We start from the raw sequence: 18,867 nt of genomic DNA on the forward strand, positions 1-18,867 counted from the left end.
CATCATGGACACGACCCCTACCGGAACGAACCAGACCAGTACCAGGACCCGGCCCGGTGCCGGACTGTCCGGCTCCGCCCGGCCCCGGCTGGCGCCCCATGTCCGGCTGGCCTTCTCCCGGACCAGGCAGCGTCCGATCCTGCTGCATCCCGAGGCGGTGGTGGTGCTGAACGGGAGCGGCGCGGCCATCCTCGAGCTGTGCGACGGGCGGCACACCGTGGCCGAGATCGTGAGCGAGCTGGGCGCGCACTACCGGACCGTCCCCGACGACGAGGTGCGGCAGTTCCTGACCCGGCTCGTCGCCCGGCACTGGGTGGAGCTCGGCGATGGATAGCCCGTTCGGGTTGCTGGCCGAGCTCACCTACCGCTGCCCGCTGGCCTGCCCGTACTGCTCCAACCCGCTGAACCTGGCCGGCTACCAGGACGAGTTGACCACCGGCGAGTGGCTGCGAGTGCTGACCGAGGCCGAGGACCTCGGAGTTCTGCAGTGCCACCTGTCCGGCGGGGAACCGCTGCTGCGGCGCGACGTGGTGGAGCTCGTGGCGCACGCCCACGACCTGGGCCTCTACACCAACCTCATCACCAGCGCCCTCGGGTTCTCGCGTCCGAGGGCCGAGCAGCTGCGGGCCGCCGGCCTGGACCATGTGCAGATCAGCGTCCAGGCCGACGAGCCGGCCGTGTCCGACCGGATCGCCGGGACCCCGTCCTTCCACCGCAAGATCGAGGCGATGAGAGTGGTCAAGGAGCTGGGCTGGCCGCTCACCATGAACGTGGTGCTGCACCGGCACAACATCGACCGCCTCGCCGACCTGCTCGCCCTGGCCGAGGAGGTGGGCGCCGACCGGGTGGAACTGGCCAACACCCAGTACTACGGCTGGGCCTGGCGCAACCGTGACGCGCTGCTGCCGAGCCGGGCCCAGCTCGAAGCGGCGGAGGCCGTCGTACGGACCGCCGGCGAACGGCTTCGGGACCGCATGGACATCATCTACGTCATCCCCGACTACTACAGCCGCTATCCGAAGCCCTGCATGGGCGGCTGGGCCTCCCGGCAGCTGACCGTGACGCCGAACGGCGACGTCCTGCCCTGCCCGGCCGCCCAGTCCCTGCCGTTGCCGCGGGCCAGCGTGCGGGAGGACCCGCTCGCGCGGATCTGGGCCGAGGCCCCGGTGATGACCGCGTTCCGGGGGACCGACTGGATGCCGGAACCCTGCCGTAGCTGCCCCCGGCGGGAGGTGGACTTCGGCGGTTGCCGCTGCCAGGCCTTCCTCCTCACCGGCGACGCCGCCCGCACCGACCCGGTCTGCCACCTGTCGCCCGACCACGACCTGGTCGCCCGGGCGGTCGAGGCCGCCAACGCCGACTCGCGGCCCAGCGACCTTCCGCTGATCCCCCGCCCGCACCAGCTTCACGCGCCGCGCCGCCACCCGGGTGGAGCGGGCCGGACCTCTGCTGGAGCCGAGTGAGCGGACCAGGGCCTGTCCGGCAGGCCCTAGTTGCCGAACACCAACGGCAGCGCCGCAGCGGCGATGATCAAGGTGACACCGCTCAACAGGTCCGAGCGAATCCGGATGAGGTGCGCCACGGCCCGCCCGAGCTGCAGCCCGACCAGCGACATCACCGCCGTCATGACACCGAAGGCGGCGGCCGAAAGCCACGGCGAAAGCCCCAGCATCCCAAGGCTCGCCCCGGCGATCAGGTTGTCCAGGCTCAGTGTCAACGGGATGCCGAACAGCGCCCACGGGTGGTCCAACTCGTCCGGCTCGGGGTTGCGAAGGGCCGAGATGACGAGGTAGAGACCGTACCCGCCGAGCGCGGCCGCGCCCACCACATCGGCGACGTTCCCGATGGACTCCCCGATCTCGCGACCGATCAACAGCCCGGCCAGAGGCATGACCGCGTCCCACAGTCCGAAGGTCAGTGCGACCTGCACCGCGCGCTTCAGGCCGAAGGGGACGGTGCCGAGTGCGATCGACACCCGGAAATTGTCGAGGCTGAGCACGAAACCCAGCACCAGCATTTCCCAGATCATGGCGACGTCGCTGCCCGATGGCGACCGACGCCGGCAGCAACGATTGCGCTCAGGCTGCTACCCGCCATGATCAATATCATATCTCAGAAGGTCCGCGGACCAAACTCGGTGAGCCACGTCCGGGGCTCGCCTCCTCACGGTCGTCCGCGCCTGAAAACACTTCCGCAGCGACGGAAATCCAATGCCGGCGAACCGGCGGTCCTGACGATGAAATCGCGGAATTGCATCCTTGCAGTATTCAGTCGAAGCGCGGATCGGAGAGTTGTCTCTTGGCCGAGAGGTCGTCTTCGGGCACGGGACGAGTTGCTCTCTTGGCACCGACCGGGACACAGCCGCTGGCTCCGTACTGGACGCGTTCTACGGCTCGGCCTGGCTGTCGGTGCTCTTCCTGTCCGCGTTCGCCGTGCTGCTCGCGGTGTACTCCGAGGCCGACGTGCCTGTGGTCCTGGTGGCGGTCCGCAGGCACGTCGGTCGTGCTCGGCCCGGAGAGGGAGGGGACGGAGGCGTGCGTCAGGCCTGGTACGCCACCAGCGCCATCATCCCGGCTTCCCCGTGGTACGCGTTGTGGCAGTGCAACATCCACTGGCCGGGGTTGTCGGCGTCGAAGTAGACGGAGACGGTCTTCTTCGGCAGCACGATCGTGGTGTCCTTGCGCGGGCCGCCGGTGCCGAGCTGGTAGGTGTGCCCGTGCAGGTGCATCGGGTGCCACATGGTGGTCTTGTTGACGAAGTCCAGCCGGACCCGCTGTCCCTGCCGGACGAGGATCGGGTTCGCGGTCGGGTGGTCCATGTCGAACCGCTTCCCGTTGATGGCCCAGTTGTACTTGCCCATCCCGCCGGTCAGCTCGATGCGGTGCACCCGGTCGACCTTCCTGGACGCCAGCCGGACATCGTCCGCCGCCTTCAGCTGGGAGGCACTCATGATCATGCCGTTCAGCTCCGCCGGGCGGACGGTGGGCTTCGGCGCGGTGCCCGAGCCGGTGCGGACCAGCGCCATGCCGCCGGCGTTCTTGCCCTCCGCGAGCGCGACCAGTGGGAAGACGCCGTCGGCGAGGGTGACCAGGACGTCGTACCGCTCCCCCATGCCGACCAGCAGGGCATCCACCTGCTGGTGCCGAACCGGGAAGCCGTCGGTGTGGGTGACGGTCAGTTTGTGGCCGCCGAGGGCGACCCGGTACGCGGTGTCGCCGCCGGCGTTGATGATGCGCAGCCGGACACGCTTGCCGGGCTTGCCGGTGTAGACGTCCGGGTCGGCCGGGACGCGACCGTTGACCAGGTGGTACGGGTACTTGACGTCACCGGCGTCACCACCGAGCAACTCGCTTTCGGCACCCATGAGCATGAACTTCATCGGCATGCCGCCGCCGGAGGAAGAAGCCGACGGCATGGAGCTCAGCCCGTCCATGCTTCCGCCGCTCATGTCCATCCCACCCATGTCCCCCATGTCGTCGGAGGACGAACTGCTGGGGCTGGCGCCTGAACCGCCCTTGTCCATGCCGCCCATGCCCTGCTTGAGTTCGGCGAAGACCTCGTCGGGAGTGCCCGTGATGCCGTCGACCCAGTCGTCGAGCACGACGACCCACTCGTCGTCGTACTGCAGCGGCTCCTTGGGATCCTCGACGATCAGCGGGGCGTACAGGGCGCGGTCGAGCTGGACGCCGACGTGCGGGTGGAAGAAGTACGTGCCGGGGGTGTCGGCGATGAAGCGGTAGGCGAAGTTACTGCCGGCCCGGACGGCGGCCTGGGTGGCCGGCGGCACGCCGTCCATGTCGGCGCGCAGGGCGATGCCGTGCCAGTGGACGGACGTCGTGGTCTTGTCGGGCAGCTGGTTGGAGAGTTCGGCGGCGAGTGTGTCACCGGCGGACAGCCGGATCTCCTTGCCCGGGGTGCGGCCGCTGAAGGCCCAGCTCTTGGCCATGATCCCGCCGCCGAGGTCGAGCGTGGCCGACGCGGCGGTCAGGGTCACGTTCTCCACCTTGCCGGTGCTCATGCGCTTCCTGTCGGTGGCGGCGACCGCCTTGCCGTTGGGACTGACCAGGGAGGGGGTGCCGTGGGAGCTGCCGGAGCCACTGCTGCACGCGGCAAGCGCCCCCGCGCCCGCGACGCCGAGCCCGGCCAGCAGGACGGAGCGACGGTTGATGCCGTTCATGGGGAATGTCCTCTTCTCGATGTGTTCATGTGCCGTTGATCAGGGCGCATGCGGCAGCTCCGCTCCATACGGAAAGCGGCAGCGGTCCGCAGGACGGCGGGCCTAGATCAGCAGCCGAGAGAGGACGGAAAGGTCCGGCGGCGCACGGTGCGAGATTCCCGGAGGACTGTGCCCGGCGAGGACGCCCTCGACGGGGGAGCCCTGGACGGCGAGGGGCAGGGCCGACGGCGGCGCGAGCAGCTGTGGCGTGCCCACGTCCCCGGACGAGCAATGCTGCATCGCGGGACCCGAGCAGGCACCGCCGTCATCGTCCATGGCCATGTCTGCGGCCCGGGGTGCCCTGCCGTGCCCGGCCGAGGCGGCCGTCGGCGTCGTGGTCATGGCCGCGGAGGTGTGGTCCATGCCGGGCATCGCACTCATGGCGGCACGGGAGGGCATGGCCATGGACGTCGTGTCGTGGTGGATCAGCACAGCCAGGGCGACGAGCAGCGCCACGACGACGGCCCGCGCGCAGCGTACGGCGCTGCCGCGGAATCCCGCCCGCCGGCCTATGGCTGTCGTCATCGCTCTCCGCACCCCTGCTTCCTCTGAACAGGACTCGCCCCACTATACGGGGGCGGGGTATCGGCTCCTTCCGCACAGTCGATCACCCGCACCCGAGGAGAGCATCATGACCGCCACCCACACCTTCGACGTCTTTTCCAGCCTCGACGGCTTCGGCGCCGCCGGCGGCAACTGGACCGGCTGCTGGGGCACGCAAGACTCCGAGCTGTTCGACCACCGCCTCGCCCTGTACGGCGAGAAGCAGCGGATGGTCTTCGGGGCCAACGAATGCCCGTCCGCTCCGTGGGTCAGGGGACAGTCCGCCCTTCCCGTGCGGACAGCCGCAGGGTGTCCGCCCCGGTGTCCTTGTGCACCGCCGAGGCGGCCACCGCCGTGGCGTGCGAGTGCCCCTCGTCCGGATGCGTGGCGCACGCGATCACGTGAACCAGGAGCATCAGCACGAGACTCACAAGGACGGCGAGGGCCGGCTTGCGCACCCCCGCGCAGCCGGCAGGTTCCTGCGGCATGCGACAGATCGTAAACGGATCGTCGTTGTACGGCAGTTTTCGTCCCCGTACGGGCGAGGCGCCGCCCTGCCTTGTGCCCCGGCCCGCATGGGTGATCCGCGCCGGCGGCTCCGGCGTGCCGCCGAGTGTCCCTCACAAGAGCAGGGGCCCCATCCCCAGGGGGAGGACCAGTCCACCGGCAACGCCGAGAACCACGGAGACAGTCCCCGCGGTGTATGCCGTAGCGGCTGCCCAGCGGCCAAGAGCAGCCTGGGCTTCGGCCGGTGCGGGGTCAGTGGTACGGAAGAGCGGGGCCAACCAGCGCAGGTAGTAGAAGAGGGAGGCGACGGTGTTGGCGACGGCGAGGGCTGCCAGCCACGTGTAGCCGCCGTCGATGGCGGCGCTGAAGATCTCGAGCTTGCCGAGGAAGATGCCGGTGGGTGGGGTTCCGACCAGCCCCAGCAGGCAGATCACCAGCACGGCGGCGAGGCCGGGGTGGCGTCGGGCCAGGCCCCGGTAATCCTGCAGGGTGCGGGCCTGGGGCAGTTCGGTGACGACGGCGAAGGCGCCGAGGTTGGTGGCGGCGTACGCGGCCAGGTAGAAGAGCAGGCTCTTCTGGGCGAGGTCGCTTCGGGTGGCCACGGCCAGGGCCATCAGCAGATAGCCGACCTGGCTGATGGTGGAGTACGCCAGCAGGCGTTTGACGTCGGTCTGGAAGAACGCGGCGAGATTGCCCAGTGTCATGGTCACTGCGGCGACGACCGCCAGCAGCAACGGCCAGTTGACGGTGGTGTCCGCCAGGGCCTGATGGAGCAGGCGGTATCCAGCGATCAGACCGCCGATCTTGGGCAGGGTGGTGACGTAGGCGGCGACCGGGGTGGGCGCGCCCTGGGTCACGTCGGGAACCCAGAAGTGCGCGGGTACGGCGCCGGCTTTGAACAGCAGCCCGGCCAGGACGCCCACCAGGCCGACGGACACCAGCCCGTACGGTGCCGCCGGGAGCGCGGCGCGCAGTTCCCGGTAGAGCGTGGCGTGGCCGGCGCCGTAGAGGAGGGCGGTGCCGGCGAGCATGGTGACACCGAGCAGCGCGCCCATGAGGTAGTACTTCAGAGCGGCTTCCGTGCCGGAAGCATCCTTGGCGAAGGCGGCCAGTGCGTACGCCGGGATGCTGGCCAGCAGGTAGGCGGCGAACAGCATCAGCAGGTCGTTCGCGCCGATCAGGGCCAGGGTGCCGGCCGCGGTCATCAGCAACAGCACCCAGTACTCGGTCTCCCGCTTCCGGCCACGGACGGCCTCCACGGACATCGCGATGACCAGCAGCAGGGCGCCGAGGACGGTCAGCCGACCGGTCTCGGTGGCCGCGTCGATGGCGAACGTGCGAGAGAAGACGGTCTGTTCGCGGCCAGTGTCGATGGTGAAAGAGGTCGCGACCAGGCCGGTGACGCAGGCGGTGACGGCCAGGATGCCGACGAACCACTGGCGGTGGCGCGGCAGCCAGGAACCGGCGAGCAGGCCGATGACAGCCGCGCCGACCAGCGCGAACTCGGGCAGCAGCGCGGGCAGATTCTCGTTCACCTTGCCACCAGCCCGGTCACGGTGCGGCTGGCCGGTTCGATGACGTCCAGCAGCCAGCGCGGTGCGACACCGATGACCAGTGCGACCACGAGCAGGGGCGCGGTCGCGGCTGCCTCGCTGCTGTGGAGGTCGGTGATGCCGCCGGTGGGGATGGTCTGCGGCAGTCGGGGAGGGCCGAGGAACATCGAGCGCAGCGCGCGCAGGAAGAGGGCGGCGGTGATGAGGATGCCCGTCAGCGCGATGGCCGTGGCGGCGGTCTGGGAGGCGAGGGAGCCGGTGAAGATCTGGAACTCGGCGATGAAGCCGGAAAAACCAGGGATGCCGAGGCTGGCGAACGCGGCCACGGCGGTGACGGCGGCGAAGCGCGGGGCGTGTCCGGCCAGCCCGGAGTAGGCGTCGATGGTGTAGGTGCGGCCGCGGTCGTAGAGGATCCCGGTGAGCAGGAACAGTGCGCCGGTGATCAGGCCGTGGCTGACCATCTGGGTGACCGCGCCGGTCACCGCGAGGGCGCGGGCCTGGACGTCGCTGCCGGCGAGGCTTCCGGCGGCGCCCGCAGCAAGGATGACGTAGCCCATGTGGTTGACCGACGTATAGGCGATCATGCGCTTGAAGTCGGTCTGGCCCAGTGCCACCAGTGCCCCGTAGACGACGGAGACGGCACCGATGATGACGATGACCAGGGCGTAGTGGCGCCAGCTGCCCGGCAGCAGGGGCATGGCGATGCGGACGAACCCGTAGGTGCCCATCTTCAGCAGGATCCCGGCGAGGATCGCCGAGCCGGCGGCGGGGGCGTCGGTGTGGGCGGGCGGCAGCCAGGTGTGGAACGGAACGGTCGGCGTCTTGACGGCCAGGCCCACGCCGATCGCAAGCAGCACCAGGCCGGCGTACAGGCCGCGGCCGGACAGCGGGTTCGTGCGGGTCAGGTCGGTGATGTCGAAGGTGTGCGGAGTGGCGGCCAGGTACAGGCCGATGAAGCCGAGCAACAGGGCGAGGGAGCCGACGAAGGTGTAGAGGAAGAACTTCAGTGCCGCCGCGCGGGCGCGTTCGCCGTGGCCCCACCCGGCGATGACGAAGAACATGCCGACGATCGACAGGTCGAAGAAGACGAAGAACAGGATCAGGTCCAGGGCTACGAACAGCCCGAGGCCGACGGTCTGCAGAAAGAGGAACAGGCACACATACGAGCGCACCCGCCGCCGCTCACGCAGCGAGTACACGGCAACGGCCAGGAACAGCAGGCATGTCAGGGCGACCAGAGGCAGAGAGAGGCCGTCGAGGCCCACGTGGTAGCCGACACCCGCACTGGGAATCCAGCGCATCCGCTGCTCGTACTGCATCCCGCCACCGGTGTCGAAGCCGACCCACAGGGCGATGACCAGCGCCAGGTCGGCGGCGGCGGTGACGATCCACACCCAGACGCACGCCCGGTCGGGCAGGGCGCGCGGCAGGAACAGCAGCACCGCGCACACGACCAGCGGCAGGAACGTGACGATACTCAGCATGGGGACTACCTCACCAACAACAGGATCAGGATCAGCACCGAGACACCGACGGCGGCCTGGGCGTAGTACTGGTGCAGCAGTCCGGTCTGCGGGCGGCGCGCCCACCGGCCCAGCTTTCGGGCCCCGGCCGCGACCGCTCGGACGGCGGCGTCGATGCCGCCGTCGTCCACCCGGCGGGCGAGCCGGGCCGCTGCCAGACCGCCGTGGGCCGCCTGCCGAACGACGCCGTCGACGACACGGTCGTCGAAAAGGGCCAGCGTCCGCGACAGTGCGAGGACGGGCCGTACCACCAGAGCATCGGCCGCACGTTCCAGGAAGAGCCACTCCCGCGCCCAGCGCGCAGGGAGGCGGGGAGCCGGCGCCGGGCCGGCGGGCCACCGCCAGGCCAGGCCCGCGGCGGCGAGCGCCACGCCTGCGGACAGGCCCAGCTCCCACGCCGCGGGCGTCGGCTCATCGGGAGTGCCGACCAGCTGCTTCAACCAGGAGGCGGGACCGGGCAGCGCGAGCACGCCGAGCACCGCCGCGAATCCCGTCAGCAGCCACAGGGGGATGGCGACGGAGCGTGAGACGTGGCGGGTGCCGTGCCGCTCGGTGTCGTAGCCGGTCTCGGCGTCCTCGGGCAGGGGACGGGTGACGTACCACAGCGCCTTGACGCTGTAGACGGCCGCCACAGCCGCTGCCGTCAACCCGACGGCGTAGAGGCCGGTGCCCTCGGCCCGGGCGGCGGCGAGAACCTCGTCCTTGGCCGCCCACAGCGACAGCGGCGGCAGCCCCGCCAACGTCAGGACACCGACGACGAAGGCGCCGCCGACCAGCCGATAGCGCAGAGCGGCGCCGCGGAGGGCGGGCAGCTGCTTGGTACCGAGCGCGGTCAGCCACGCTCCGGCGGCCAGGAACAACCCCGACTTGGTGGCAGCGTGGGCGACCAGCTGCGTGAGACCGCCCGCCACTCCCCCACATCCGGCTGCCAGGACCATGTAGCCGATCTGCGCGCAGGTGGAGGCCGCGAGCAGTTGTTTCACATCGCGCTGGGCGATGGCCACGACCCCTAGGGCCAGGGCCGTGAGCGCACCGGTCCACGCCACCAGCGGTCCGGCCCAGGCGGTTGCGGCCAGCAGTGGGTGCAGTCGCAGCAGCAGATAGGCACCGGCGGCGACCATGGTCGCCGAGTGCAGCAGCGCCGAGACCGGGCTCGGACCCTGCATGGCCTTGGACAGCCAGAAGGAGAACGGCAGTTGTGCGGACTTGCCCAGTGCCGCGGCCACGACTCCGGCGGTGACGACGTGCAGCCACGGCGAGTTCGTGTCGGGCAGTGCGTCCACGCGCAGCGAGCCGATGCCGCCGGCGAGCGCAGCCCCGGCCGCAAGGTACAGACCGAGGTCGGCGGTGCGTGTCGTGAGAAAGGCGACGTCCGCCGCCCGCGCCCGCTCCGGCTGCTGCCACCAGTAGCCGATCAGCGCCCAACTGGTGGCGCCCATGGCCTCCCAGGCCATCAGCAGCAGCGGCAACGTGGTCGCCGTGACGGTGACGAGCATGACTCCGGCGAAGAGCAACATCAGCCCGTAGAACCGGCCTCGGTTCTCGCTCGGGCCGAACTCTCCGGTGGAGAACAGCAGCACTCCCAGCGTGACCGCCGCGACGGTGACCACCATCACCGCGGAGAGACCGTCGACCGCCAGCCCCGCCCGCATCCCGGCGAACAGCGGCGCACTGGCATCCGGCCGGGTCACCGCCGCGGTCACGGCCAGGCCCAGCGTCACCAGTGCTGCCGCCACACCGAGGACGGGAGCCCGCTGATTGACGCCTCTCCCCGCCAGGCCGAGGAAGGCCCCGGCACCCAGGGGAACGGCGATCAGCAGCCAGAGAAGTGCGTTCACCCCTTCAGCTCCTCGGCCATGTCGGTCATGTCGACCTGCCGCGCCCGGTAGATCGCCGTGGCGACGGCGAATCCCATGGCCATCTCCACCGCCATCGCCACCACTGCCGCCACGACGACCACCTGCCCACTCGCCGCAGCCGGGGCCAGGAAGTGCCAGAAGTCGGCGGCCGCCACGATGACGCCGCCGACCATCAGCTCGATCCCCATCATGATCATGACGATGGACTGCTGGGAGAGCGCACCGAACAGACCGATGCAGAACAGGCCCGCAGCCAGCACCAGGACAAGTTCGAAGGTCATCGACCCACCCCTCCGTCGGCCGGGTCGTTCGCGGGCCTCTGGTCGAGGTTGTCACCGAAGCGGTCGTAGCGGCCCCGGTGAGTGGCCAGTACGGTGGCGCCGACCATGGTGGCCAGCAGCACGAACCCCAGCGTCACCATCGTCAGCATCTGATCGCCCATCAGGGACATGCCGACCTGGAAGGTGGTGTCCTTCGGCGGGGCTCCCGTGCGCTGCGGCCACGGCACGGCGAAGATGCCGGCGACCAGGGCTGCGAACACGACGGTGCTGATGACCAGCGAGCCACGCTTGTTGTGCAGCATCGACATCGGCATCAGACCTGCAGGATTCATCATGTAGGCGATCATGAAGACGACCATGATCACCATCTCCATGACCATCATCAGCACGATCACCACGCCGAGGTACCGCAACCCCAGTACGGTCACCACGCCCCCGACACAGCACAGGGACGCCAGCAGTGCGAAGGTGACACGGGCCATCGAGTTCAAGGTGAACACCAAGGCGCCGCCGGCCGGCGCGAGCACGCCCAGCACCCCCAGCAACACGAAGTCCGTCGTGCTCATGACGTGATCCCCTTGCTCGTCATCGGTTCAGGTCCACCAGGGCCGGCACCAGCGCCTGCACGATCGTCAGGGGGACGAGCACGACCCAGGCCAGCTCCACGTACCGGTCCGCGCGGATCACCGGGAGCCGCCGCACCGCCGCCACCAACACGGCCAGCACCAGCAGTGTCTTGACCAGCGTCCACGCCCAGGGCGGCAGCCCCGGCCCAGCACCGCCGCCGAGGAACAAGGGCACCGCCATCGCCGCCCCCGCGGCCAGCCACAGCCACCGCCCCGCCTGAAGCAGCAGCAAGTCCACCCCCGAGGCTTCGCTCAGCACACCGCCGGCGAGGTCACGGCCCGCCGGGTAGGCGAACGGGCCCAGAAAGCTGAAGGCGAGCACACCGGCCAGGTAGGCGGCGAAGGCAACCGGCATCCACACCGCGTACCACAGGCCGTGCTGGGCGGCGGCGATCTCACCCACCCGCAGCGACTGAGCCCCGGTCGCAGTCGAGATGAGCGCGAGCATCATCGGCAGCTGATAGGCAAGGCCCTGGGCGACGAACCGGTAGCCGCCGACCAGGGAGAAGACCGCGTTGGGGCCCCACCCGGCCAGCCACAGGCCGGCCCAGGTCAGCACCTCCATGGCGTTGAACCACACCACTCCGACCGACAGGTCGGCGACCGCCACGTTGCCGAACGGGATCACCAGTGTCGACAACACCGCGGCCACCGGCACGGTGACCACACCGGCCCGCCACAGCAGCACGTCCGGGGCCGGAAGCCGCCGCGGCTGCGCCGGCAGCGCCCGCGGCACGCCGAGAAACGGCCGCACCGCAGCCGCAGGTGTAAGAGGCCGTCCCGCGATCCGGGCGTCGAGCAACGCATCGACAGCCACTGCCAGCATGGCCAGAGCAAGCAGCATCGAGGGTGCGGCCAACAGGGTCCACCATGCCCCTGCCTCAACCACCGACCGTCACCTCCGGCCGGGTGACAGCGAGTTCGTCCAGGTCCGGGTCGAGGCTGGCCACGATGAGGCGGGCAGCGGCCAGCTCGGCGCCGGTCAGCAGACGAGGCAGCAGCGTCAACAGCGCGGCCGACGGGGGGCCGTCGGCTTTCCAGTGGCCGCGAGGGGTCTCTTCCGCCCATGATCGGAGAAGTGACGAGTCGTCCAGCCGCGCCACATCGCGTCGGATGTCGGCAAGCCACTGGCGATAGCGGTCTGTCACGTCTCCCCCGGCCCGCGCCGCCGGCCCGCTCACCCCGGCCTCGCGCGCCTCCTCGGCGCTCACCCTGCCGATCCCGTGCGTCAGCCAGGCCAGCGTCCGCGACCGGCCCACCCGGCGAGCGAGCCGTTCCAGCCGTGCCGCGACCTCCGATCCTGCAGCGCCCGTGAGCAGGTCGTCGCGCAGACGCCGAGCCGCGACCGCCTCGGTGGGCCATCCGGCCACCGACAGCAGCCGGGCCAGACTGTCGAGATGCGCAGCCGCCCGCCGCCGTGCCGCCTCTCCCACGCTCACGCGCTCGCCCGCCGCCGCGCGCAGCCACGGCTGCACCCAGAACGGCACAGCCTTCCCACCGGTGGGCGGGCGGGCATCCTCGAGGTCGGCCTGCTGGATGACGTCACCCTGCAGGACAAGCCGGATGGTCAGGCCGGCCGGCCAGTCGTTGAGGAACGGCCCGAGGGGAACATGCAGCCGATCCAGGGTCAGGCCGTCGCGGTCCTCACCCTGCTCGGCCATGGGCAGCCCCCCCGGCGTCTCCGTCTCCCCCGCGCCAGGCCCACCATGGCCGCCGTGTTCCCCGCCATCGCTGCCGTGGTCCTCGTGGCCACCTCGACCGCCCTCGCCCTCACGGGTTTTGCCACCGTGGCCGCCATGAGGGCTGTGGCTGCCGTGCCGGCCCTTTTCGGTGGACGTTCGGACCTGTTCGCGCTGACGAGAGGGCGAGCCGAGGCGTGCCCGCCCTGCCTCCAGTGCGGCCTCTACGTCGCGGGCGCGAGGCGCGTGCACGCGGGCACGAGGCAGGGGCAGGTCCTGCCAGAGCCGGTCCAGCGCCGCCTGCATTTCCGGCCGGCCGGGACCGACGCCGAGCAGCAGATCGGCCTGTGCCGGTGTGGCTGCCGGCGGCCAGTCCCACAGCCGCAGCAACCGCTCGGCCTCCAGCCGCGCTGCCGTGCCGCCTGGCAGGGTGGCCATCAGCACGTGCGGCCGGGCAGCCGCGGCGCGCAGGGCCCGACTGATCACGTCCACCGCAGTGCTCCCTCCCGCCAGGCATGGGCGACCCCGGCAAGCAGGACCGCCAGGAAGACGAACATCTCGATCACCGCGCTCGGCCCCATGGCGGAAATCACCCGTGTCCACGGGTACATGAACACCATCTCCATGTCGAAGGCCAAGAAGAGCATCGCCACGGCGTACCAGCGCACGTGGAACCGGCTCACCGCATGCTCGACCGGCTCCAGCCCCGAGCCGAACGGCGCGGCCGCCAGCGGATCCGAGGACTGGCGTGCCGCCCGGCCCGCGCCGTACACGCCCGCGACGGCCAGCGCAGCCACGCCCAGCAGTGACAAGGCCGCCGTGACGCCGCTCATCAGGCGTCACCCCCTGGCAGCTGGTCGGCGGGCAGCGGGGCTTCGCCGAGGCCGGGAAGCCGGCGTTGAGCACATCGTCCAGGGGTGTCGGTCTGGGTGGCCATCTCCGGCGCTCCTCTCCTGCTGCCTTCGAGCCCCTCGCGTACCCCCGGGGGGCATACATATTCGGGGAAGCGGACCAGCATGCCCCTGAGGATTCCGGCCCTGGTGTTCCGGAGGCGCTCGGCACGCCGTCGGCCGCACGGAGGTCACCGATTTCCCTGGGCGGTTACGCGTCGCAGATCGCGACAGATGCCAAGAGCCTTGGTGGCCGAGATGCCGGGCGCCCATGGCCCTGTGGGGAGCGCCACCAGGTGGAGGGAATACCCCTCGGGGGTATATCGTTCTCGTTGTCGGAACGGGTCGGGGAACCTCCTCGGCCCGAGGGCCGACCCATGCGCACACACACCCTGAGGAAGAGATCATGACCGAACAGACGAACTCCACCTCCTGCTGCGGCGGCACCGGCGGTTCCTGCGGATCGGGCACCGCGACCGATGTTCAGGGCATCGGTGTGACCACCGTGTACAAGGTGTCCGGCATGACCTGTGGCCACTGCGAAGGCGCGGTCTCGAAGGAGATAGGCGCCCTGGACGGCGTCACCTCCGTCACGGCTGTGGCCGAGACCGGCGAGGTCACCGTCACTTCCGCCGCCCCGCTCGACGAGGCTGCCGTGCGCGCCGCCGTCGACGAGGCCGGCTACGAGCTCGTCGGCCAGGCCTGACGGGCTTCTCCGGGGCTCCCTCCCCCGGCACCACGCGATTCACCTCCCCGCGCCGGGACGTATCGCTCCGCTGATACGGACGCTGTGCGTCCCGGCCTCCTCCAGGAGACACGCATGACCAGTACGGCGCCCGAGACGACGCTCAGCAGCACTGCCCCCGCTCCCACTTCCGATGTCGAGCTCTCCATCGGCGGCATGACGTGCGCTTCCTGCGCGGCCCGCATCGAGAAGAAGCTCAACCGACTGGACGGGGTCACCGCGACGGTCAACTTCGCCACCGAGAAGGCGAAGGTCACTTACGGGCCGGGCGTCCAGGTCGCCGACCTCATAACCACCGTGGTGAAGACCGGATACACCGCCGAGGAGCCACCGCCTCCAACTCCTCCGGCCGGCGAGACCGCCGACGCGGAGGCCGCTCCGGCGGTGCCGGACGGTGAGCTGCTGTCCCTCCGTCAGCGTCTGACTGTCTCTCTGGTGCTCTCGGTGCCGGTCATCCTGATGGCGATGGTCCCGGCCCTGCAGTTCGACAACTGGCAGTGGCTCTCGCTCACACTCGCCGCCCCCGTGGTGGTCTGGGGCGCCTTCCCCTTCCACAAGGCCGCCTTCACCAACGCCCGGCACGGCGCCGCCACCATGGACACACTGGTGTCCATCGGCACTCTCGCCGCCCTCGGCTGGTCGTTGTGGGCACTGTTCCTCGGGCACGCGGGCATGCCGGGCATGCGACACGGCTTCGAGCTCACCGTCTCCCGCACAGACGGCTCCTCCTCCATCTACCTGGAGGCAGCTGCCGGAGTGACCGCCTTCATCCTGGCCGGCCGGTACCTGGAGGCGAAGTCCAAGCGCAAGGCGGGCGCCGCACTGCGGGCGCTCATGGAACTGGGTGCCAAGGACGTTGCCGTGCTCCGCAACGGCACGGAAGTCCGCGTTCCTGTCTCCCAGTTGGCAGTCGGGGACCGGTTCGTCGTACGTCCTGGTGGGAAGATCGCCACCGACGGCACCGTCGTCGAGGGCGCCTCGGCGGTCGACGCCTCCATGCTGACCGGCGAGTCGGTGCCGGTGGACGTCGGAGTCGGTGACGCGGTCACAGGCGCGACGGTGAACGCGGGCGGGCGACTGGTCATCGAGGCCACTCGCGTCGGCGCGGACACGCAGCTCGCGCGGATGGCGAAGCTGGTCGAAGACGCGCAGAACGGCAAGGCCGCCGTCCAGCGTCTGGCCGACCGGATCTCCGGGGTGTTCGTGCCCGTCGTCATCCTCATTGCCGTGGGCACCCTGCTGACCTGGCTGTTCGTCACGGGCGACGCCACGGCCGCGTTCACCGCCGCCGTCGCCGTGCTCATCATCGCCTGCCCGTGCGCCCTGGGCCTGGCCACGCCGACCGCGCTGATGGTCGGCACCGGTCGCGGCGCCCAGCTCGGCATCCTCATCCGGGGTCCCGAGGTGCTGGAGTCCACGCGCCGCGTCGACACCGTGGTCCTCGACAAGACCGGCACGGTCACCACCGGCCGCATGACGCTCCAGGACGTGTACGTCGCCGAGGGCGTGGACGAGGGCGACCTGCTCCGGCTGGCAGGTGCTTTGGAGCATGCCTCCGAGCACCCGATCGCCCAGGCGATCGCCGCCGGCGCGGTCGAGCGGAGCGAGATGAGGGTCCCCCCGGCCGAAGGCTGGGGGAAGGCCGGCAGCCTGCCGGTTCCGGAGAACTTCGAGAACGTCGCCGGGCTGGGTGTGCAGGGCGTGGTCGACGGGCACGCGGTGCTCGTCGGACGCGAGAAGCTGCTGGAGGAGTGGGCGATCGAGCTCCCCGAGGAGCTCGCCGAGGCCAAGGCCGCGGCGGAGGCCGAGGGCCGCACCGCGGTCGCCGTCGCCTGGGACGGCAAGGCACGGGGCGTGCTCACCGTGGCCGATGCGATCAAGGACACCAGCGCCCAGGCGATCGCCGAGCTGCGCCGGCTGGGTCTGCGGCCGGTCCTGCTGACCGGCGACAACCAACTGGTCGCCGATTCCGTCGCCCGGGCCGTCGGGATCGACGAGGTGATCGCCGAGGTCCTGCCCCAGGACAAGGTGGACGTGGTCAAGCGACTGCAGGCCGAAGGGCGTACGGTGGCGATGGTCGGCGACGGCGTCAACGACGCGGCCGCCCTGGCCACCGCCGACCTGGGCCTGGCCATGGGGACGGGCACGGACGCGGCGATCGAGGCGGGCGACCTGACCCTCGTCCGCGGTGACCTCCGGGTGGCGGCGGACGCGATCCGCCTCTCCCGCAAGACCCTGGCCACCATCAAGGGCAACCTCTTCTGGGCCTTCGGCTACAACGTCGCAGCCCTGCCCCTCGCCGCGGCCGGCATGCTCAACCCGATGATCGCGGGCGCCGCGATGGCCTTCTCCTCGGTCTTCGTGGTGACCAACAGCCTGCGACTGCGCACCTTCAAGTAACCACCAGCGGCGACGAATTCGTCGGGAGGCACCCGGACAACCCGGGCGCCTCCCGACGCCCGTTGGTGGCGGGCACCGGGCACCTGCGCTGTCGATCAGCAAAGCGGCTGGAGGAGTGCGCGTACGAGCGGAGGCATCCGAGGCATGCGTGACGCCTCACCCGTACGCGCGGCCTATGGGTTGCTGCTTCAGGGCGCTGCCCTGCTGCCCACTGCGCCCACTCGACGCTCCAGTCACCGTAGCCGTTGTTGACGGCCACGGCGTGACGTCGGTGCCGGGCTTCCAGAACACCTTGGACCGCAAGTCGATCCGGTCCCTGCCGTCGCGGCCCTTCATCCAGCTCCGCACGCCGTCGACGGCGGGGTGCGAGCCTGGCGCTCGTTGCTCCCTCCGGAGCTCTCCGTGCCCGCCGCGTTGCTGCAGGCAGCCGGGGCGATGGAGCCAGCGGCGGCCAAAGTGGCGGCGCGGCGACACCTCCGCAGTGTGCGCACTCAGTAATCAATACACCTCGGATTGACATAGACACTCTGTCTCGATAAAGCTGAGCGTAGCAAGGCCGGACGACGGTCCGGACGCTCACCGGCGATGGAGGACACCCGCATGTCCAGCCCCCACCCCCACCTCGGCACCGAGAATCCGTGGCACAGGCCCGACGACCTGTACGCCGGCCGGCCCGCCTGGGACATCGGCCGGCCCCAGCCGGCCTTCCTCGCACTCACCGAAGCAGGAGATATCCATGGCCGGGTGCTCGACGTCGGCTGCGGGACCGGCGAGCACGTGCTGATGTGTGCCGGCCGGGACATGGACGCGACCGGCGTCGACCTCGCCGACAAGGCGCTGGAGGCCGCACGGAAGAAGGCGGGCGACCGTGGCCTTGCGGCGCGGTTCCTCCACCACGATGCCCGGAAGCTGACCGACCTCGGGGAGTCCTTCGACACCGTCCTCGATTGCGGACTGTTCCACATCTTCAACGACCGCGACCGCGCCGCCTTCGTCGCCGGCCTACGAGCCGTACTGCGGCCAGGCGGCCGTTACTCCATGCTCTGCTTCAGCGAGCACCAACCCGGCGACCAGGGCCCGAGGAGGGTGACGCGGGGCGAGATCGAAGCGTCGTTCGCCGACGGCTGGCAGGTCGACTCCGTCGAAGCGGCCACGATCGACATCACCACCGGCCCGGTCGGCATCCGGGCCTGGCTGGCCACCCTCACCAGGATCTGACCTCCCCAGGCAGGGCGCCTGAGGCCGGTGTGCGCACGCGTCGACGCCCGCTCGACCGCATTCCTGCGCACGAAGGCATCCCCCTGCGGGATCGGCCCGAGAAAGGAACTCCATGCCGACCGCCGAAGCCCGGATCGCGACAGACCGCGCGAGCCGATACCTTGTCCAACTCTGCCGCCACACCGACATGATGCGCCGGATGCGGCATCGGCCCCCCGCCGCTCATGCCCGCCGGATGCCCCAGGTCCAGCACGCCGAGTGGTCCGACACCCACGGAACCGTGCGCTTCGCCGAAGGCCGATGGACCCTTGACGCCACACCGGAAGCACTGACGCTGTACGTCGAAGCCGACGACGGTGAGGCCCTGCAACGGCTCCAGAACGGCATCACCGTGCGCCTCGAAAAGATCGGCCGGCGCGATGGTCTGACGGTGACCTGGCAGTGCCCCCCGACTCCCCCGGCCCCGCCCAGCGGAGCCCAGGCACCCAAGAGCGGCAGGAGCAACCTCCAAGGAGCCGCCGAAGCGATAGGTCTCCTGTCGGTCGGCGCACTGGTCGTCGCGCTGCACTTGGGCGTGGCCGGCGCGGCACTGGCTACCTCGGCATGGACGGACTGGGCCGCCAATGGCGTTCTGGTACTGATCGCGCTGAAGGTCGTTCTCATGGCCGGCCACGTCTTCCTGGGACGCGCGGGAATCCGCCGAGGCAAAGCCTTCATGACCCACCGCCGGCCGCCGCAGGCGCCGCCCGAGGCCACCCCCACGATCCCGCCGGAGGCCGTGGGGGCGCAGGCCGGGCTGATGGCGAGCGAGGAGCAGGCCTGACCAA

Annotated in this window: 18 protein-coding genes and 1 pseudogene; 7 read left to right on the top strand and 12 right to left on the bottom strand. The window is 70.5% G+C overall.

Going from position 1 to position 18,867, the window contains the following annotated elements; all coding sequences use genetic code 11:
- Nucleotides 1-4 precede the first annotated feature (4 nt).
- Entirely contained in the window at nt 5-334 is a 330-nt protein-coding gene (gene pqqD / locus R2S09_RS11940; RefSeq protein WP_316740848.1) for a pyrroloquinoline quinone biosynthesis peptide chaperone PqqD, read from the top strand.
- Nucleotides 327-1,463, top strand: coding sequence for a pyrroloquinoline quinone biosynthesis protein PqqE (pqqE, locus tag R2S09_RS11945; RefSeq protein ID WP_316740850.1), 1,137 nt, complete (start codon nt 327-329; stop codon nt 1,461-1,463). The genes pqqD and pqqE overlap by 8 nt, the downstream gene beginning before the upstream one ends.
- Nucleotides 1,464-1,489: 26 nt before the next feature.
- Here the strand turns inward: pqqE and R2S09_RS11950 are convergent, their stop codons facing one another.
- From R2S09_RS11950 to R2S09_RS11960, 3 genes are all read right to left on the bottom strand, one after another.
- Nucleotides 1,490-2,029 (bottom strand): manganese efflux pump, encoded by a 540-nt coding sequence (locus tag R2S09_RS11950; protein ID WP_306187383.1) that lies wholly within the window; start codon nt 2,027-2,029, stop codon nt 1,490-1,492.
- A gap of 510 nt (nt 2,030-2,539) precedes the next feature.
- Nucleotides 2,540-4,177, bottom strand: coding sequence for a multicopper oxidase family protein (locus tag R2S09_RS11955; protein ID WP_306187384.1), 1,638 nt, complete (start codon nt 4,175-4,177; stop codon nt 2,540-2,542).
- Nucleotides 4,178-4,279: 102 nt separating this feature from the next.
- Nucleotides 4,280-4,741 carry a hypothetical protein gene (locus tag R2S09_RS11960; protein WP_306187385.1) on the bottom strand — a complete coding sequence of 154 codons (462 nt, stop codon included), beginning with the start codon at nt 4,739-4,741 and terminating at the stop codon, nt 4,280-4,282.
- 106 nt (nt 4,742-4,847) lie between these two features.
- Between R2S09_RS11960 and R2S09_RS11965 the strand changes: the two are divergent.
- A pseudogene (locus tag R2S09_RS11965) lies at nt 4,848-5,006 on the top strand (deaminase); the annotation flags it as partial.
- Between the two features lie 22 nt (nt 5,007-5,028).
- Here the strand turns inward: R2S09_RS11965 and R2S09_RS11970 are convergent.
- From R2S09_RS11970 to R2S09_RS12010, 9 genes are all read right to left on the bottom strand, one after another.
- Nucleotides 5,029-5,247 (bottom strand): hypothetical protein, encoded by a 219-nt coding sequence (locus R2S09_RS11970; protein WP_316740945.1) that lies wholly within the window; start codon nt 5,245-5,247, stop codon nt 5,029-5,031.
- Between the two features lie 132 nt (nt 5,248-5,379).
- Entirely contained in the window at nt 5,380-6,801 is a 1,422-nt protein-coding gene (locus R2S09_RS11975) for an NADH-quinone oxidoreductase subunit N (protein WP_306187387.1), read from the bottom strand.
- Nucleotides 6,798-8,303 carry an NADH-quinone oxidoreductase subunit M gene (locus R2S09_RS11980; RefSeq protein WP_316740856.1) on the bottom strand — a complete coding sequence of 502 codons (1,506 nt, stop codon included), beginning with the start codon at nt 8,301-8,303 and terminating at the stop codon, nt 6,798-6,800. The genes R2S09_RS11975 and R2S09_RS11980 overlap by 4 nt, the downstream gene beginning before the upstream one ends.
- Before the next feature lie 5 nt (nt 8,304-8,308).
- The gene (locus R2S09_RS11985) at nt 8,309-10,180 is read right to left on the bottom strand and encodes an NADH-quinone oxidoreductase subunit L (protein WP_306187390.1); all 1,872 of its coding nucleotides are present in this window, start codon (nt 10,178-10,180) and stop codon (nt 8,309-8,311) included.
- On the bottom strand, nt 10,177-10,482 hold the full coding sequence (locus R2S09_RS11990; protein WP_306187392.1) for an NADH-quinone oxidoreductase subunit K: 306 nt from the start codon (nt 10,480-10,482) through the stop codon (nt 10,177-10,179). The genes R2S09_RS11985 and R2S09_RS11990 overlap by 4 nt, the downstream gene beginning before the upstream one ends.
- Complete coding sequence (locus R2S09_RS11995) at nt 10,479-11,048, bottom strand: NADH-quinone oxidoreductase subunit J (protein ID WP_316740858.1); 570 nt, start codon at nt 11,046-11,048, stop codon at nt 10,479-10,481. Before R2S09_RS11995 ends, R2S09_RS11990 begins: the two co-directional genes overlap by 4 nt.
- A gap of 19 nt (nt 11,049-11,067) precedes the next feature.
- On the bottom strand, nt 11,068-11,997 hold the full coding sequence (locus R2S09_RS12000; protein WP_399143942.1) for an NADH-quinone oxidoreductase subunit H: 930 nt from the start codon (nt 11,995-11,997) through the stop codon (nt 11,068-11,070).
- A complete protein-coding gene (locus tag R2S09_RS12005) occupies nt 11,990-13,279 on the bottom strand; it encodes a hypothetical protein (protein ID WP_316740861.1) in 1,290 nt (429 codons plus the stop codon). Before R2S09_RS12005 ends, R2S09_RS12000 begins: the two co-directional genes overlap by 8 nt.
- A complete protein-coding gene (locus tag R2S09_RS12010; RefSeq protein ID WP_306187396.1) occupies nt 13,270-13,620 on the bottom strand; it encodes an NADH-quinone oxidoreductase subunit A in 351 nt (116 codons plus the stop codon). Before R2S09_RS12010 ends, R2S09_RS12005 begins: the two co-directional genes overlap by 10 nt.
- Before the next feature lie 463 nt (nt 13,621-14,083).
- On the opposite strand from R2S09_RS12010, the gene R2S09_RS12015 reads away from it, so the two are divergent.
- From R2S09_RS12015 to R2S09_RS12030, 4 genes are all read left to right on the top strand, one after another.
- Nucleotides 14,084-14,383 carry a heavy-metal-associated domain-containing protein gene (locus R2S09_RS12015; RefSeq protein WP_306187397.1) on the top strand — a complete coding sequence of 100 codons (300 nt, stop codon included), beginning with the start codon at nt 14,084-14,086 and terminating at the stop codon, nt 14,381-14,383.
- 114 nt (nt 14,384-14,497) lie between these two features.
- Nucleotides 14,498-16,822: a heavy metal translocating P-type ATPase gene (locus tag R2S09_RS12020; protein WP_316740864.1), complete on the top strand. Its 2,325-nt coding sequence runs from the start codon at nt 14,498-14,500 to the stop codon at nt 16,820-16,822.
- Nucleotides 16,823-17,422: 600 nt separating this feature from the next.
- A complete protein-coding gene (locus tag R2S09_RS12025) occupies nt 17,423-18,040 on the top strand; it encodes a class I SAM-dependent methyltransferase (protein ID WP_316740865.1) in 618 nt (205 codons plus the stop codon).
- A 112-nt stretch (nt 18,041-18,152) separates the two neighbouring features.
- On the top strand, nt 18,153-18,863 hold the full coding sequence (locus tag R2S09_RS12030; protein WP_306187400.1) for a DUF2218 domain-containing protein: 711 nt from the start codon (nt 18,153-18,155) through the stop codon (nt 18,861-18,863).
- Nucleotides 18,864-18,867 lie beyond the last annotated feature (4 nt).

Source organism: Streptomyces sp. MK7 (assembly GCF_032658145.1).
Taxonomy (GTDB): domain Bacteria; phylum Actinomycetota; class Actinomycetes; order Streptomycetales; family Streptomycetaceae; genus Streptomyces; species Streptomyces spiralis.